This is a genomic window from Streptomyces sp. NPDC033845 (assembly GCF_055576225.1).
This window is the reverse complement of record NZ_JBVIRI010000010.1, coordinates 235708-251183: the sequence shown is the minus strand read 5'-3', so window position 1 is coordinate 251183 and position 15476 is coordinate 235708. Positions and strand designations below refer to the sequence as shown.

Below are 15476 nucleotides of genomic sequence, written 5' to 3'. Positions count from 1 at the left end.
CGCGCGGGCCGGGCGATCAGGTCTCCGGATGCTCCTCGGGGTCCTCGGGGGCCAGGAAGCGGCCCATGGGCAGGACCGCCCGGCCCCAGGTGCTGGCGAGGATCTGGCCGGCCAGCAGATAGGTGGCGCCGAGGGAGGCCAGCAGACCGCTCCAGCCGGCGATCCGGTTCCAGACCACCTCGCCGGTGAACCCGTTGACCGTCATGGCGACGAACACGACCAGCACCATGGTGAAGGTGGACAGCAGCACCAGGTGGATCCGCCAGCTGCCCAGCCACAGCACGAACACCACGAACACCCAGGGCAGGGTGAACAGCCCGCTCACGTCCCCGCGCAGCGCCGGATCGGTGGCCGGCAGCACCCACTGGAGCAGACAGGCCTTGGCCATCCAGAACAGTCCGAAACCACCGAAGACGGTGGCGTGCCAGGTGTCGCCGCGCTGCGCCTGGAACAGTCCGGCCAGCAGCTGGGCGAGGCCGCCGATGAAGAACCCGACCAGCGGGAGCACCGAGTGGCCCAGCTTCTCGGGGAAGATCCCGGCGTCGATGCCGGTGGCGATGACGGTGACCACGATGAAGCCGGTCAGGCCGAGCGCGCCCAGCTGGGCCTGGGCGCTCGGTTCCATCCGCTTGACCGAGACGGACTGGGCGATGGGCCCCTGCCGGTTCCACGGCAGCGGAGGGGTGTTCACCGGGCCTCCGCCGGGCCGCCGGCCGCCCCGGACGTCCCGGGCGTACCCGTAGTGCCGGGCGTACCCGTAGTTCCGGGGGTCCCGGGTTCCGGTTCCGCCGGGAGGCCGCTGCCGACGGCCGGCCCGGGCCGGCCGCGCCGGAACAGCGCGCAGGCCAGGGTCACGGCGGCGCCCAGCACCGCCCAGCCGGCCAGCACCAGCATCGGGCCGCCGGCCCCGTTGCCCTGGAAGTACGCGATGGAGCGGGCGGCGTAGGTGCCCGCGCCCGGCGGCAGGGCCGGTCCGATGTCCCGCCAGAACGGCGGCAGCAGCGGGTACGGATAGGCGCCGCCCGCGCTCGGATTGCCGAGGACCACCACCAGCAGGATGGCCAGGCCGATGCCGACGACCCCGGCCAGCCCCTGGAAGGCCAGGGTGATCGCGCCGACCGCGAAGACCACCAGCGCGCCGAGGCCCCACAGGCCCCAGATGCTGCCGGGCAGGGCGTCCAGCACCGGGCCGGCGATCACCGCGCCGAGCAGCCCGGCCACGATCGCGTACGCGAGGAGCGCGCCGAGCCGGATGACGGCGCGGGCGGAGTTCGCGGGCCGGGCCCCGGCGCTGATCGCCAGGATCGCGGCGCACAGGTAGCCGCCCACGCACCAGCCGACCACCAGGTAGAACGCGGACAGGCCGCGGGCGTCGCCCTTGGCGGCCGGGGCCACGTCGGTGATCTCCACGGTGCGTCCCTGGGTCCGCTCGACCAGCCCGACCACCTCCTCCACGGCCTGGGAGAGGGAGGCGCCGGCGCCGCCGGCCACCAGCAGCCGGTCGGTGCGGCCGGCCGGGTCGATGATCAGCGCGGCGTCGACGTCCCGGTTCCGGATCTGCCGCAGGGCGGTGGCCTCGTTCGCGGCGGCCCGCGGGTCGAGGGGGTCCCCGGGCAGTTCGCCGAGCTGCTTCACCGACTGTGCGGCGACCTGTGGCAGGGGCGCGGTCACGGCGATCGGGATCCCGCTCGGTTTCGGCTGGTGGAAGGCGCCGATGTAGGAGGTGATGAAGGCGAGCTGGAGCGCCAGCACCCCGAGGACCAGCAGTGCGGCCCGGGTGGTCACCGCGTCCTTGATCTCGGCGAGAAAGGTCATGCCCCCACGCTCGGCGCGCCGGGGGCCCGGTGCAGCAGGGGAAGGCCGAACGGGTGACCCGATACCCCCATTGGTCGAACAAGTGTTTCGTACGGGCATTCGAATTGGTCTATGGTGGGAGACGGGGGAGGTCGGAAGGGCAGGAGTGGCCCGAGGGAAGCAGGAGGCGCACATGCCCGGGTTTACGCATCTGCACACCACCTCCGGGTACTCCGTGCGCTACGGGGGCTCGCACCCCGAACGGCTCGCGGAGCGCGCCGCCGAGCGGGGCATGGACGCCCTCGCCCTCACCGACCGCGACACCCTGGCGGGCGCGGTGCGCTTCGCCGGGGCCTGCGCGAAGGCGGGCATCCGCCCGCTGTTCGGGGCGGACCTGGCGGTGGCCGCCGCGCCCGTACCCGAGGGCGGGCCGGGCGGTCCGGCCGGGCCGGGGGCCCCGTACCGCCGCCGGACCCCGGTCAAGGGCGGCGCCTTCCTCGACGAGTCCGCCCCCCGGGCCGTCTTCCTGGCCCGGGACGGCGCGGCCGGCTGGGCCGAGCTCTGCCGCATGATCACCGAAGCGCACCGGACCGCCGGGACGGCACAGCCGGTGGTGCCCTGGGAGGCCCTGCGCGGCGAGAGCGTGTTCGTCCTGCTCGGCCCCGGCTCCGAAGTGGGCCGGGCGCTGGCCGCCGGCCGCCCGGACCGGGCCGCCCGGCTGCTCGGACCCTGGCGGGAGACCTACGGCCCCGCCCTGCGGCTGGAGGCCGTCCACCACGGCCGCACCGGAACCGGCCCCGGCTCGCTCCGGCTGGCCGCCCGCACCCTGGGCTTCGCCGCCGAGCAGGGCGTCACCGCCGTACTCACCAACGCCGTCCGCTACGCCGACCCCGGCCAGGGGCCGGTGGCCGATGTGCTCGACGCCGCCCGCCGGCTCGTCCCCATCGACTTCCGCAACCCCCGCCGGCCGCTCGACGGCGGGGAGCGCTGGCTCAAGCCGGCCCGGGCCATGGCCGAGAACGCCGAGCTGGTCGCCCGGGCCGCCGGACTCCGCCCGGCCGACGCGCGCGGACTGCTGGCGGACACCCGGGACACCGCCGCGGCCTGCGCGGTGGACCCCGAGGACGACCTCGGCATCGGCTCCGTGCACTTCCCCGAGGCCCATCTGGTCGGCGCCGCCCACCGCACCGCCCAGCGGGTCCTGGAATCCCGGGCCGCCGCCGGACTGGTGCTGCGCGGCCACGGGGACCGGCACGCCTACTGGGATCGGATGCGCGAGGAACTCGACGTCATCGCCCACCACGGCTACGCCAGCTACTTCCTGACGGTCGCCCAGGTCGTGGACGACATCCGGAGGATGGGCATCCGGGTGGCCGCCCGAGGCTCCGGCGCCGGATCCCTGGTGAACCACCTGCTCGGCATCGCCCACGCCGACCCGGTCGAACAGGGCCTGCTGATGGAGCGGTTCCTGTCCCGGCGCCGCCCGGTCCTCCCCGACATCGACATCGACGTGGAGTCCGCCCGCAGGCTGGAGGTCTACCGGGAGATCATCGGACGGTTCGGCGCCGAACGCGTCGCCACCGTCGCCATGCCCGAGACCTACCGGGTCCGGCACGCCATCCGCGACGTCGGCGCGGCCCTCTCCATGGACCCCGCGGTCACCGACCGGCTCGCCAAGGCCTTCCCGCACATCCGCGCCCGGGACGCCCGCGCCGCCCTGGCCGAACTCCCCGAACTGCGCGGGGTCCGCGCCGAACAGGACCGGTACGGCCGGCTGTGGGAGCTCGTCGAGGCACTCGACGGACTGCCCCGCGGCACCGCCATGCACCCGTGCGGGGTGCTGCTCTCGGACGCCTCGCTGCTCGCCCGCACCCCGGTGGTGCCCACCAGCGGCGAGGGCTTCCCGATGTCCCAGTTCGACAAGGAGGACGTGGAAGCCCTCGGGCTGCTCAAACTCGACGTGCTGGGAGTGCGGATGCAGTCCGCGATGGCCCACGCCGTGGCCGAGATCCGCCGCACCACCGGCCGCCGGCTGGACCTGGACGACCCGGTCCAGCTGCCGCCGGACGACCCGGCGACCTACGAACTGATCCGCTCGGCCGAGACCCTGGGCTGCTTCCAGATCGAGTCGCCCGGCCAGCGCGACCTGGTGGGCCGGCTCCAGCCGGCCGCCTTCCAGGACCTGGTGGTCGACATCTCGCTGTTCCGGCCCGGCCCGGTGGCCGCCGACATGGTCCGGCCCTTCATCGAGGCCCGGCACGGGCGCGCCCCGGTCGTCTTCCCGCACCCGGACCTGGCGGACGCGCTCCGCGAGACCTACGGGGTGGTGGTCTTCCACGAGCAGATCATCGAGATCGTGCACACGCTGACCCGCTGCGGCCGGGACGAGGCGGACCGGGTGCGGCGCGGGCTCTCCGACCCCGAGTCCCAGGGCCGGATCAAGGTGTGGTTCGAGCGGAAGGCCCGGGAGCACGGCTACGCCCCCGAGGTGGTCGACCGCACCTGGGAGATCGTGGCGGCCTTCGGCAGCTACGGCTTCTGCAAGGCGCACGCGGTGGCCTTCGCCGTGCCGACCTACCAGTCGGCCTGGCTCAAGACCCACCACCCGGCCGCCTTCTACGCCGGACTGCTCACCCACGACCCCGGCATGTACCCGAAGCGGCTGCTGCTGGCGGACGCCCGGCGGCGCGGGGTGCCGGTGCTGCCGCTGGACGTGAACCGGTCCGCCGTCGCCCATCGTGTCGAACTGGTGTCCGATCCGGGCGCGGTGCCCCCGGTGTGGGGGCTGCGGCTGGCGCTGGCCGACGTGCACGGCATCACCGGAGCCGAAGCCGACCGGATCGAGTCCGGACAGCCCTACACCTCGCTGCGCGACTTCTGGGAACGGGCCCGCCCCGGCCGCCCGGCGGCCGAACGCCTCGCCCAGGTCGGCGCGCTGGACTCCTTCGGAACCAACCGCCGGGACCTGCTGCTGCACCTCGCCGAATTGCACGGAGCCCACCGGGCGGCGGGCACCAACGGCTCCCAACTCCCCCTGGAAGGAGGAGGATCCACCGCCGGCGCCGGACTCCCCGACCTCAACGAGGCGGAACGCCTCAGCGCCGAGCTCGGCATCCTCGGCATGGACGCCTCCCACCACCTGATGGACGGTCACCAGGAGTTCCTCACCGAACTCGGGGTGACCCGGGCCCGGTCGCTGCGCGGGGTGGAACACGGCCGGACCGTCCTGGTCGCGGGCGCCAAGGCGGCCACCCAGACCCCGCCGGTGCGCTCCGGCCGCCGGATCGTCTTCACCACCCTGGACGACGGCACCGGACTGGTCGACCTGGCCTTCTTCGACGACAGCCACGAGGCCTGCGCGCACACCGTGTTCCACTCCTTCCTGCTGCTGGTCCGCGGGGTGGTCCAGCGGCGCGGACCGCAGAGCCTCAGCGTGGTGGGCGCGGCCGCCTGGAACCTGGCCGAGCTGGTGGAACTCCGCCGCGAGGGCGGCCTGGAGGCCGTCGCCGCCCGCCTCGCCGAGCCGCTGCCGGCCGGCCCCGGCGACCCCGGCCGCCGGATCCACCTCGGCACGGGGTACGAACTGAACCCGTGGGCCGACCTCCGCCCGCCCGGCCCGGGCACCCGCACCCCGCGCGGACTCTGGCACGCCAGCCAGGGGAGCGCGGGATGACACCCGCCCGGGGACCCGCCGGGACGGGCCCGACGGGCACGATGGACGCCGCGGGCCCGGTGGACGCCGCGGGCCCGGTGGACGCCGCGGGCCCGGCAGGCGCGGCGGGTGTGCTGTGCGTGCGGTTCCGGACGGCGGACGGCGGACCGCCCGGCGCGGAGGCCTACACCGGACTGCTCGGGCTGCTCGGCGAACTGACCCCGGTGGTCCAGCCGCTGCCCCCGGACGGCGCGCTGGCCGATGTCCGCGGCGCCCTCCGCTACTTCGGCCGGGACGCCGCCGGCCTCGGCGCCCTGATCCGGGTCCGGGCCCTCGCCCTCTACGGGGCGGACTGCGCCGTCGGCGCCGCCGCCAACCCCATGCTGGCCCGGCTCGCGGCCCGCGAGGCCGGCCCCGGCCGCACCCTGCTGGTACCGGACGACCCCCCGGCCGTACGGCGGTTCCTCGCGGACCGCCCGGTGACCGCCCTGGACGGGATCGGGCCGAAGGCGGCCCGCGCCCTCTGCGGGTACGGGCTGGACTCGGTCGGCCGGATCGCCGCCGCCCCGCCCGCCACCCTGCGCCGGGTCCTCGGCGCCCGGGCCGGCCGCGAGGCGTACGAACGGGCCCACGGGATCGACCGCACCCCGGTGCTCCCCGGCACGGCCACCCGGTCGCTGGGCGCCGAACGCGCCTTCGACCGCGACGAGCTGGACCCCGCGCACCAGCGCCGGGCGCTGCTCTCGCTCACCGAGGAGCTCGGGGCCCGGCTGCGCGGGCAGGGGCAGGTCTGCCGCTCCCTCTCGCTGACCGTCCGCTGCGCCGACCGCACGCTCCTCACCCGGGACCGGACCCTGCCCGAACCCACCGCGCACTCGGCCGCCCTGACCGCCACCGCCTACGCCCTGCACACCGGGCTGGGCCTCCAGCGGGCCCGGGTCCGCTCCCTCGCGCTGCGCGCCGAGGGGCTGACCCCGGCCGGACGCGCCGCGCACCAGCTCAGCCTCGATCCCGAGGACGACAAGGCCCGGCGGATCGAGGCGGTGGCGGACCGGCTCCGCGCGCGGTTCGGCCCGGCCGCCGTCACCAGGGGAACCCTCGCCGCGTAGCGCGGGCGAGGGTTCCGGGAGGGGAGGAGCCGGTCGGGGCCGGGTGGGGGACTAGTCGATGCGGACCCACATGCCGCCGGAGCGCACACCGGTGAAGTCCGGGGAGTTGAAGAACAGCGGCGGGATGTCGGTGTCCACGCGCAGCTTCGGGAAGCGCTCCAGGAGCACCTCGAACACGATGCGGGTCTCCACCCGGACCATCTGGCCGCCCACGCAGTAGTGGGCGCCGCGGCCGAAGCCCAGGTGCGGGTTGGGGGCGCGGGTGACGTCGAAGGCGTCCGGGTCGGTGAACTGGCGCGGGTCGCGGTTGGCCGCGCCCAGGAACACGCGCAGCAGCTGGTCCTTGGGGATGTGCTTGCCGCCGAGCTCCACGTCCTGGACGGTGGCGCGGTAGGAGGCGGCACCCGGGGTCAGGTAGCGCATGGACTCCTCCAGCATCCCGGGGATCAGCGACCGGTCCGCCTTGACCAGCGAGTACTGCTCCGGGAACGACTCCAGGCACAGCATGGTGTTGGCGCACAGCAGCGGGGTGGCCAGGTGCCCGGCGCCCAGGATGCCGATGATGAAGTTGATGATCTGGTCCCGCGTCATCGGGTTGCCGTCGAGCTTCTTCACCTGCGAGAGCAGGCTGATCAGGTCGTCCTTGGGCTCCCTGGTCTTCGCGTCCACGTGCGCGCCGAGCATCTCGCGCAGCGGCTCCAGCGGCTTGGTCAGCTTCTCGAAGTAGCCGTCCTCGCTGCCCTGGTCCACCAGGGTCATCTGGGCCTGCTGGTCCATGTTCTGGTCCACGACCTTGAACATGGTGCGGTCGTCGGCGGGGATGCCCAGCAGCTCGCTGAAGACGATGCCGGCGACCTCGTCGACGAAGTCGCTCAGCAGGTTGAAGCGGCCCATGTTGGCCACCTTGTCCGCGTGCTTGTTCGACAGTTCGAGGACCCGGGACTCCAGGTGCTCGATGAACCGCGGGCTGAACGCGTGGCTGACCTGCTTGCGGATGTTGGCGTGCTCGGGCCCGGTCATCTGGGCCAGGTCGCCGTCGAAGTACTTGAGGGTCTCCTCGTCGAGGCCGAACAGCTTCCCGGAGTCGGCGGAGTAGGCGTCGTTGTTGCTGAGCGCCTCGTTGACCTCCGCGTAGCCGAAGACCTCCCATCGCTGGAGCTCTTCGTTCCACTCGACCGTCTCCGCCGGGCGCTCCCCGCGCAGCCAAAACTTGTCCTGCGCAAATCCCCAGCGGTCAGCGAAATCTGACACGGTTTTCCTCCATTGACGGGAACTGTGAAAGCGGACTCATGGATCCGGCCACGTCAGGAAGGTAGCGCCTGAGGGGGTGGATGGCCACGGAGATGGCGTCAAGAACGCGTATGTATCCGGTTCCCTCAGAAGTTTCCGCGCTGCCTCGCAGAGGCCGTGGATATTTCGGCCAGCTGTCCTGTCAGCGGGACATCCGGAGTCCGGATGTCCCTTTGCGAGACTGGGATGTGCAGTTCAAAGACCGGATGGATGGATTCCTTCCAGCCAAAATGGCGACTGGGGGAAGTTGTCCCGTCAGGCTTGGCGGGAGGTCCGTCAGGGGCGGTGTGCGGGGTTCTTGACTTCCCTGTCGAAGGCGCCTCACGATGTGTCCTCGATGCGAATGGCAGAGCGCCGCAACGCGGGCTGAATTCATTCCTCCGCATTTCTGGTTACCCGAGGGCGCCCCTGGTGCGGTGCGGCAGTTCCGGCGGGTGCATAAAATCCGCGTTCGCAAAGAAAAAGCTGCGATAAACCCCGATGAGGAGCGTGCGAGAGTGACGGCTGAAGTGACCGGACACGAGGAAGTCGCCCAGGAGCCGACGCCGGCGTGGCTGACCGCGCTGCGCGACGAGCTGGACCCGAACAGCAAGGTGCGTCTGGCCGCCCTGGAACCCAAGCCGGACTGGCAGTGCCTGGAGATCGGCGCCGGCTCCGGTTCCACCTCCCGCTGGCTCGCCGAGCACGTCCCGGCCGGCAAGGTCATCGCCACCGACATCGAACTCGGCGCGCTGAGCGACGAGGACCTCCCCAACCTGGAGGTGCGCCGGCACGACGTCACCGCCGAGGACTTCCCCGAGGGCTCCTTCGACCTCATCTACGCCCGCTACGTCTTCAGCCACCTGCGCAGCCGCGAGGAGGACCTCGCCAAGGTCGTCTCCTGGCTCAAGCCGGGCGGCTGGCTGCTGCTGGAGGAGCCCGCCAAGTTCCCCGTCGAGTCCGCGCAGGACGAGGACTACCGCGAGGTCAGCCTGGCCACCCTGAAGCAGTACAAGGAGCAGGTGGGCACCGACCTCGACTGGCCGCGCACCTTCCCCAAGCCGCTGGAGGCGCTCGGCCTGGAGGAGATCGGCCTGGACGCCTCCCTCTCGGTGGTCGGCGGCAACCGCAACATGGGCCTGTTCTGGGGCGAGGCCATCAAGGGCTGGGGCCCGATCGTGGTCGAGGCCGGCGGCGCCACCGAGGAGCAGGTGGCCCGGGCCGCCTCGCGCATGTACCAGGACGACTTCCTGGACCTGGGCCTGGCCACCATCGCGGTCTGGGGCCGCCGCCCCGCCCTGGGCTGACGGGCCCGCACACCCGGAGCCCGACGGGCCCGCACGCCGGAGGAGGGGCCGCCGATCAGGCGGCTCCTCCTCCGGCGTTTTCCTCGCGTCCGGCTGGTGCGGGGGCCGACGCGCCGATTTTTTACCGACGCGTAACTTCCAAGTCTTGCTACTCGCCCGTAATTTAACGGTCAGCAGCACCCCATGTGATCCGGATCACGGGAGTTCCCCCCTCATCCCCTCCCCTTGAGCCGCAAGGAGATCACCCGATGCTGCCCTGGAGACGCCTGCTCCGCCCGCTGGCCGCCCTCGCCCTCGCCACCGCCGCCCTCGCGGCCCCCACCGGCACCGCCACCGCCGCCCCCACGGCCCCCACCGCCGCAGCGGCCGCCACCGCGGCGAGCAGCGGCTGGAACAACTGGTCCTGCAAACCCTCCGCCGCCCATCCGCGCCCGGTGGTCCTGGTCCACGGGACCTTCGGCAACGCCGTCGACAACTGGCTCGGCCTCGCCCCGTACCTCGTCAACCGCGGATACTGCGTCTACTCCCTCGACTACGGCCAACTGCCCGGCGTGCCGTTCTTCTACGGCCTGGGCGCCATCGACAAGTCCGCCGCCCAGCTCGGCGTGTTCGTGGACCGGGTCCTCGCCGCGACCGGCGCCCCCGAAGCCGACCTGATCGGGCACTCCCAGGGCGGCATGATGCCGCGCTACTACCTGAAGTTCCTGGGCGGCGCGGCCAAGGTCAACGCGCTCGTCGGACTGGCCCCCAGCAACCACGGGACCACCCTGCTGGGGCTCACCAAACTGCTGCCCTACTTCCCCGGGGCAGAGGACCTGATCAGCTCCGCCACCCCGGGGCTCGCCGACCAGATCGCCGGCTCCCCCTTCATGACCAAGCTGAACGCGGGCGGCGACACCGTTCCCGGAGTCGCCTACACGGTCATCGCCACCCAGTACGACCAGGTGGTCACCCCGTACCGCACCCAGTTCCTGAACGGACCGAACGTGCGCAACGTGGTCCTCCAGGACCTCTGCCCGGTCGACCTCTCCGAGCACGTGGCCATCGGACTGGTCGACCGGATCGCCTGGCACGAGGCGCTCAACGCCCTCGACCCGGCGAACGCCGAACGGACCACCTGCGCCTCGGTCTTCGACTGAGCCGCACATGGTCCGCGGGCGATCCGCAGATGATCCGGGGGTGATCCGCGGGTGATCGGCCCGCCGGGGGTCAGCGGCCGTGCCGGCCCCCGGTGGTACGCCTGCGGGCCACCCCGAACAGCACGGCCGCACCGACCGCCAGGACCCCGGCACCGGTGACGGCGATCAGCGAGGAGGTGCCGCTCCCCCCGGTCTCGGCCAGACTGGTGTCCGCCACCGGGACGGGGGAGGCGGAACCGCCGTTGGTCCTCGCGTCGTTGTCCCCGTGCCCGTTGTGCTCCACGGTGGACTTGCCGCGGCCCTTCGCGATCTGCTCGTCGGTCGGCGCCGACGGCACCTCGGACGGCACCCCGGACGGCACCTCGGCACGCGGCGCGGACGGGGCCGTCGAAGGCGCCCCGGACGGCCGGGCGGACGGCCGCGAGGTCGGGACCGCCGTCGGCTTCCCGGTCGGCCTCGGAGTCGGCTTCGCCGTGGGAGTGCCGGGCTTGCCCGGCTGGCCGGTGTCCTTCCCGAACACCACGTCCGAGCAGGTGTAGAACGCCTCCGGGCTGTCGGAGCGCTGCCAGACGCTGTAGATCAGGTGCCGCCCGGACTTCCGGGGCACGGTCCCGGTGAACACGTAGTCCCCGCCGCTCATCCCCGGGTCGGTGACCGTCGCGAACGGCTTGGACTCCAGATCGGACCACTTCAGCGGACGGGAGGGGTCGTACCCGTCCTTCGTCACGTACAGCGCGAACGAACCCCGGTGCGGAGCCGTCCCCTTGTACCGGAACACGTGCTTACCGGCCGTCATCGGGCTGGCCGGCCAGTCGCCGCGCGCCAGATCGAGGCCCCGGTACTTGTCGTTGCCGGCCGAGCACAGCTTGCCGTCCGGGATCAGCGCCTTGTGGTTCCCGGCCGCGTTGGCGATGTTCACCGCGTTCCAGTCGTAGAACGCCTGCGCCCCGCTCGCGGCGACCGCAGCCTTGCAGGCCGCCGACCGTGGGGACTCCGGCCCCTCCGCGTAGCAGGCCGCGACCCGGCTCACCGGATCCGTCATCGAGCCGTGCGCCGCGGCGGGCGTGACGGCGAACGCGGCCACGGCGAGCGGGGCGAATCCGAGGGCGGCGACGCGGTGGGCCGTTCGGCGAGCGGGCATGGGTGGGTCTCCTTCGGCTGCGCGGTTCTGGTGGCCGTCCGGCGGGTTCCGCACGGCGCCGCACGACACCGCCCCGCCCTTCCCGGCTCCGCCAAGCTAGCCACTGCGCCCCCGCCTCCGGCCCGCTCCGGCCCCTCCCGGCCGATCCTTAGGGTCCGCTTAAGGCGGCAGTAAGCAGCAGCTCAGGTAGGCGTGGACCGGGCCGCCTCGGGGTGCGCGGCGCCTAGAATTCCGAGCCCGACCGACGGAAGGACGCAGCCCGTGCGCCGACTGCTCTACGGCATGAACCTGTCCCTGGACGGCTATGTCTCCGACCCCGGCGGCGACATCGGCTGGGGCGTGCCGAGCGAGGAGCTGTTCCAGTGGTGGCTCGACGAGGAGCGGGCGGTCAGCCTGTTCCTCTACGGCCGCGGGCTGTGGGAGACCATGAGCTCGCACTGGCCGACCGGCGACCGGCGGCCGGACGCCACCCCGGCGCAGGCGGAGTTCGCGCGGAACTGGCGGGACACGCCGAAGGCGGTGTTCTCCTCGACCCTCGACGGGGTCGACTGGAACGCCCGGCTGGTCACCGGGGACGCGGTCGCGGAGATCGCCCGGCTGAGGGCGGGGGAGGGCGGGCCGATGCGGGTGGGCGGTGCGGCGCTCGCCGGGGCGGCGATGCGGGCCGGACTGGTCGACGAGTACACGGTCGTCACCCATCCGGTGCTGGTGGGCGGCGGCACGCCGTTCTTCGCCGCGCTGGACGGCCGGGTGGGCCTGGAGCTGCTGGAGACCCGGACCTTTCCCGGCGGCGTGGTCATGACCAGGTACGGCACCCGGCGCTGAGCCATCGGCCCGGGCCGCACGCGGGCCAGGGCCGTACGCGGGAGGCCGGACTGTACGCGGGAGCCCGGCCCGGGCCGTACGCGCGCATGCCGCGCCGGGGGGCGTCAGTCGGGGAGGGCGAGGAGGGCCGGGAGGGCGCCCGCCCTCGCGGTGCGTTCCAGCTCGTCGAGGGCGGCGAGGGCCTGCCGGGCCGCTTCCGGGTCCCGGCCGGCGAGACCGCTCTCCGCGAACTCGTCCTCGTCCAGCCGGAGCACCTCGGTGCCGTCGGCGGAGACCCACAGGTCCAGGTCGAGGTCCTCGACCAGCACCTCGGTGGCCCCGTCGGCCGTCCCGACCACCGCGGGCCGGGTGATGTCGCAGTACCAGCCCTTGAGGACCCCGTCCCCGGCCCGCACCTCCTTGACCGCGTACCACCGGTCCCGCCAGTAGTGCTCGACGAACACGTCGCCGGGCTCGAACCGTACGAATCCGAAGTCGCGGACCCCGGGGGCGGCCCAGGGGGCGCGCACGGCGAGCCGGACCCCGTCGTCGGAGAGCCGCTCGGCCGGGTAGCGGATCTTGGTGCGGCCGGCCTTCACCAGCGCGATCTCCACGGTGGTGGTGGTCATGCCCGGGCTCCCAGGGTCTTGGCGTAGCGGACTTCGGCGGCGCAGACCTCGTATCCGAGCCTGCGGTTGACGGCGAGCATCGGCAGGTTGCCGCGGTCGTTGCCGGTGAAGGCCTCGGTGCAGCCGGCCGCCCGGGCCCGGTGCAGGGAGACGGTCTTCACCAGTCCGGCCAGACCGCGGCCGCGGTGGGCGCGGCGGGTGCCGGTCATGGCCGAGGCGTAGCGGGTGGCCCCGTCGGTCCGGACGGCGGTGAAGGCGGCCACATCACCCTCCACCAAAGCGACAACGGTCAGCTCCTTGTCGAGTGAGGGGTTGTTCCAGGTGTGCCCCAGCCAGTCCTCGTAGTCGTCGAACTCGGTCTGCACGTCGCTGGGTTCGTCGGCGGTGGTCTCCGCGTCGGCGAGGAACAGCGGGTGCGGGTCGGCGGCGAAGGCGGAGGCGGGGAGGAGTTCCACCCCGGCCGGTACGGCGGGGAGCGGCGGCAGGGCGGCGGTGGTCAGGTCCAGCCGGAGGAAGTGCGCGGACCGGCCGGCGCGGTAGCCGTGGTGTTCGGCGAAGGCGCGGTGCGGGGGCTCGTCCAGGACCCAGGCGAACACCTCCCTGCCGCCCACCGACGCCAGATGGGCCTCGGCGGCCCGCAGCAGGGCGGAGCCGGCACCGGTTCCCCGGTGGCCGGGGTGCACGTACGGGTTGGCGAAGCAGCGGCCCGGCTCGGGGCTGTCGACGGCCACCCCCACCTGGGCGGTGCCGATGACCTCGCCCGCCCCGGTCTCGGCGACGAGGACCCGCTGGTGACGGTCGGGGGTGGCGGCGGCCAGCTCGTGGCCGAGCAGCTCGGGGGTCGAGATCATGAACGGCAGGGCGGCCCGGCGGACCCGGACGACGGCCTCCAGATCGGCGGGGTCATCACGGCGGAGGTCTCGGATCTGTACGGACATATCCCGGACGCTAGGCGGGAAGAGGGGCGAGCGCCTCCGATTTTTCCGGGGATGGAGCACAATCTGCCGTGTGACCTCGACGAACCTGAAGCTCACCCTTTCGAAGGCGGCCGACGCGGCGGCCCCGTACGAGCAGTTGCGCGCGCAGATCGCCGACCGGGCCCGGGCGGGCACCCTGCCGACCGGTTTCAAACTGCCGACCGTCCGCGGGCTGGCCGAGGAACTCGGCCTGGCGGCGAACACGGTGGCCAAGGCCTACCGGGCACTGGAGTCGGACGGGGTGATCGAGACCCGCGGCCGGCACGGCACCTTCGTCGCCGCGGCCGGCGACTCGGCGGCGCGCGAGGCGGCGCTCGCGGCGCAGGGCTACGCGGAACGGGCCCGGCGGCTCGGGCTGACCGAGGACGAGGCCCTCGCCGCCGCCGTGGCCGCCGTACGCGCCCGCTACGCCTCGTAGCCGGGGCTCCGACCGCACCGCCTAGAGGTACAGGCCGGCCGCCGGGCCGTGCGGCTGGGGCGGGAGGACGGCGGCCGGACCGGTGCCGCGCCGCAGGGCGAACAGCTCGGCCAGGGTGGCGCCCTCCCGGGACACCCCCTCGTCGGTGCCGAGCCATTCCACGGCCTCGGTGTGGGTCAGCTTGCCCACCTCGATCCGGGCCAGACAGCGTCCGGGCCGGACCACCGCCGGGTGCAGCCGTTCCAGGTCCTCGTTGGTGGTGACCCCGACGAGGACGTTGCGGCCCTGTCCCAGCAGACCGTCCGTCAGGTTGAGCAGCCGGGACAGCGCCTGACCCGCCGTGTGCCGGGCCTCACCGCGGATCAGCTCGTCGCAGTCCTCCAGGAGCAGCAGCCGCCAGCGCCCCTTGGCGGTGCCCTCGTCCTCGCCGATCGCGATGTCCATGAGATAGCCGACGTCGTTGAACAGCCGCTCCGGGTCCAGCACGCAGTCCACCTGGCACCATTCGCGCCAGGACCGGGCCAGGGTGCGCAGCGCCGAGGTCTTCCCGGTGCCCGGCGGGCCGTGGAGCAGCAGCAGCCGGCCCGCGATGTCGTCCGGGGTGACCTTCATCAGCCGGTCCATCGCCCCGGCGACCGGAGCCGTGTAGTTGGAGCGGACCTCCGCCCAGGTGCCGGCCGCGATCTGACGTGTGGTCCGGTAGGGGCCGCGGCGCGGGGAGACGTACCAGAAGCCCATGGTGACGTTCTCCGGCTGCGGCTCCGGCTCGTCCTGGGCCCCGTCCGTGGCCTGGTCCAGGACCCGTTCGGCGAGTTCGTCGGTGACGGCGGTGACGGTGACGTCGGCGCCCCGGCTCCAGCGCGACACGAGCATGGTCCAGCCCTCGCCCTGGGCGAGGGTGGCGCTGCGGTCGGTGTCGCGGGCCGCGCGCAGCACGGTCGCGGCGGGGGGCAGCAGGGTGGCCCCGGGCCTGACCCGCTCGATGGTGACGCTGTGCGAGTAGGGCTGCTCGCCGGAGGCGAACCGGCCCAGGAACAGGGCGTCGACGACATCGGAGGGTGAATCGCTGTCGTCCACGTTGAGCCGGATCGGCAGGGCGTGCTGGGGGTCGTCCGGGGTGACTGACATGGCGTCCATGATCCGGCACGCGATGCCCGCGCGCACCCGTGTTTCAGGGGTTCGTTCGCCGGATCGAGTGGGTGACTTCCCTCTTCAAACGGCGTTGGCAGTGAAGGTT

At 73.4% G+C, this 15476-nt stretch carries 13 protein-coding genes; 6 read left to right on the top strand and 7 right to left on the bottom strand.

The genetic code is table 11. The features are described from left to right. Window positions 1–16 precede the first annotated feature (16 nt). Window positions 17–691, bottom strand: a complete 675-nt coding sequence (locus ACZ50K_RS22805) for an acetate uptake transporter (protein ID WP_468905884.1) — start codon at window positions 689–691, stop codon at window positions 17–19. Further along, window positions 688–1815 carry a DUF3533 domain-containing protein gene (locus ACZ50K_RS22800; protein ID WP_468905882.1) on the bottom strand — a complete coding sequence of 376 codons (1128 nt, stop codon included), beginning with the start codon at window positions 1813–1815 and terminating at the stop codon, window positions 688–690. The genes ACZ50K_RS22805 and ACZ50K_RS22800 overlap by 4 nt, the downstream gene beginning before the upstream one ends. Window positions 1816–1987: 172 nt before the next feature. Here ACZ50K_RS22800 and ACZ50K_RS22795 point away from each other — a divergent pair, with 172 nt between their 5' ends. Continuing rightward, window positions 1988–5467: a DNA polymerase III subunit alpha gene (locus tag ACZ50K_RS22795; protein WP_468905880.1), complete on the top strand. Its 3480-nt coding sequence runs from the start codon at window positions 1988–1990 to the stop codon at window positions 5465–5467. A 41-nt stretch (window positions 5468–5508) separates the two neighbouring features. Then, window positions 5509–6555 carry a DNA polymerase Y family protein gene (locus tag ACZ50K_RS22790; protein ID WP_468906031.1) on the top strand — a complete coding sequence of 349 codons (1047 nt, stop codon included), beginning with the start codon at window positions 5509–5511 and terminating at the stop codon, window positions 6553–6555. Between the two features lie 51 nt (window positions 6556–6606). On the opposite strand, the gene ACZ50K_RS22785 is transcribed toward ACZ50K_RS22790, so the two are convergent. Next, a complete protein-coding gene (locus ACZ50K_RS22785; RefSeq protein ID WP_468905877.1) occupies window positions 6607–7806 on the bottom strand; it encodes a cytochrome P450 in 1200 nt (399 codons plus the stop codon). A gap of 536 nt (window positions 7807–8342) precedes the next feature. Between ACZ50K_RS22785 and ACZ50K_RS22780 the strand changes: the two genes are divergently transcribed. Then, window positions 8343–9131 carry a class I SAM-dependent methyltransferase gene (locus tag ACZ50K_RS22780; protein WP_468905876.1) on the top strand — a complete coding sequence of 263 codons (789 nt, stop codon included), beginning with the start codon at window positions 8343–8345 and terminating at the stop codon, window positions 9129–9131. 248 nt (window positions 9132–9379) lie between these two features. Beyond that, window positions 9380–10270: an esterase/lipase family protein gene (locus tag ACZ50K_RS22775; protein WP_468905873.1), complete on the top strand. Its 891-nt coding sequence runs from the start codon at window positions 9380–9382 to the stop codon at window positions 10268–10270. Window positions 10271–10340: 70 nt separating this feature from the next. On the opposite strand, the gene ACZ50K_RS22770 is transcribed toward ACZ50K_RS22775, so the two are convergent. Then, the gene (locus ACZ50K_RS22770) at window positions 10341–11411 is read right to left on the bottom strand and encodes a lytic polysaccharide monooxygenase auxiliary activity family 9 protein (RefSeq protein ID WP_468905872.1); all 1071 of its coding nucleotides are present in this window, start codon (window positions 11409–11411) and stop codon (window positions 10341–10343) included. Between the two features lie 261 nt (window positions 11412–11672). On the opposite strand from ACZ50K_RS22770, the gene ACZ50K_RS22765 reads away from it, so the two are divergent. Then, complete coding sequence (locus ACZ50K_RS22765; protein WP_468905870.1) at window positions 11673–12236, top strand: dihydrofolate reductase family protein; 564 nt, start codon at window positions 11673–11675, stop codon at window positions 12234–12236. A 104-nt stretch (window positions 12237–12340) separates the two neighbouring features. On the opposite strand, the gene ACZ50K_RS22760 is transcribed toward ACZ50K_RS22765, so the two are convergent. Beyond that, window positions 12341–12844 carry a ribonuclease FAU-1 family protein gene (locus ACZ50K_RS22760; protein ID WP_468905868.1) on the bottom strand — a complete coding sequence of 168 codons (504 nt, stop codon included), beginning with the start codon at window positions 12842–12844 and terminating at the stop codon, window positions 12341–12343. Continuing rightward, window positions 12841–13782: a GNAT family N-acetyltransferase gene (locus ACZ50K_RS22755; RefSeq protein ID WP_468905866.1), complete on the bottom strand. Its 942-nt coding sequence runs from the start codon at window positions 13780–13782 to the stop codon at window positions 12841–12843. Before ACZ50K_RS22755 ends, ACZ50K_RS22760 begins: the two co-directional genes overlap by 4 nt. Before the next feature lie 70 nt (window positions 13783–13852). Between ACZ50K_RS22755 and ACZ50K_RS22750 the strand changes: the two genes are divergently transcribed. After that, on the top strand, window positions 13853–14239 hold the full coding sequence (locus tag ACZ50K_RS22750; RefSeq protein WP_468905864.1) for a GntR family transcriptional regulator: 387 nt from the start codon (window positions 13853–13855) through the stop codon (window positions 14237–14239). Between the two features lie 21 nt (window positions 14240–14260). Here the strand turns inward: ACZ50K_RS22750 and ACZ50K_RS22745 are convergent, their stop codons facing one another. Continuing rightward, window positions 14261–15367, bottom strand: coding sequence for a DUF5925 domain-containing protein (locus ACZ50K_RS22745; RefSeq protein WP_468905862.1), 1107 nt, complete (start codon window positions 15365–15367; stop codon window positions 14261–14263). Window positions 15368–15476: the final 109 nt, after the last annotated feature.

Excerpts from the sequence above, each read along its gene's own strand:
- ACZ50K_RS22770 (WP_468905872.1), bottom strand. The coding sequence starts at position 11,411 with ATGCCCGCTCGCCGAACGGCCCACCGCGTCGCCGCCCTCGGATTCGCC.
- ACZ50K_RS22790 (WP_468906031.1), top strand. The coding sequence starts at position 5,509 with ATGGACGCCGCGGGCCCGGTGGACGCCGCGGGCCCGGTGGACGCCGCG.
- ACZ50K_RS22755 (WP_468905866.1), bottom strand. The coding sequence starts at position 13,782 with ATGTCCGTACAGATCCGAGACCTCCGCCGTGATGACCCCGCCGATCTG.
- ACZ50K_RS22800 (WP_468905882.1), bottom strand. The coding sequence starts at position 1,815 with ATGACCTTTCTCGCCGAGATCAAGGACGCGGTGACCACCCGGGCCGCA.
- ACZ50K_RS22760 (WP_468905868.1), bottom strand. The coding sequence starts at position 12,844 with ATGACCACCACCACCGTGGAGATCGCGCTGGTGAAGGCCGGCCGCACC.
- ACZ50K_RS22795 (WP_468905880.1), top strand. The coding sequence starts at position 1,988 with ATGCCCGGGTTTACGCATCTGCACACCACCTCCGGGTACTCCGTGCGC.
- ACZ50K_RS22775 (WP_468905873.1), top strand. The coding sequence starts at position 9,380 with ATGCTGCCCTGGAGACGCCTGCTCCGCCCGCTGGCCGCCCTCGCCCTC.
- ACZ50K_RS22745 (WP_468905862.1), bottom strand. The coding sequence starts at position 15,367 with ATGTCAGTCACCCCGGACGACCCCCAGCACGCCCTGCCGATCCGGCTC.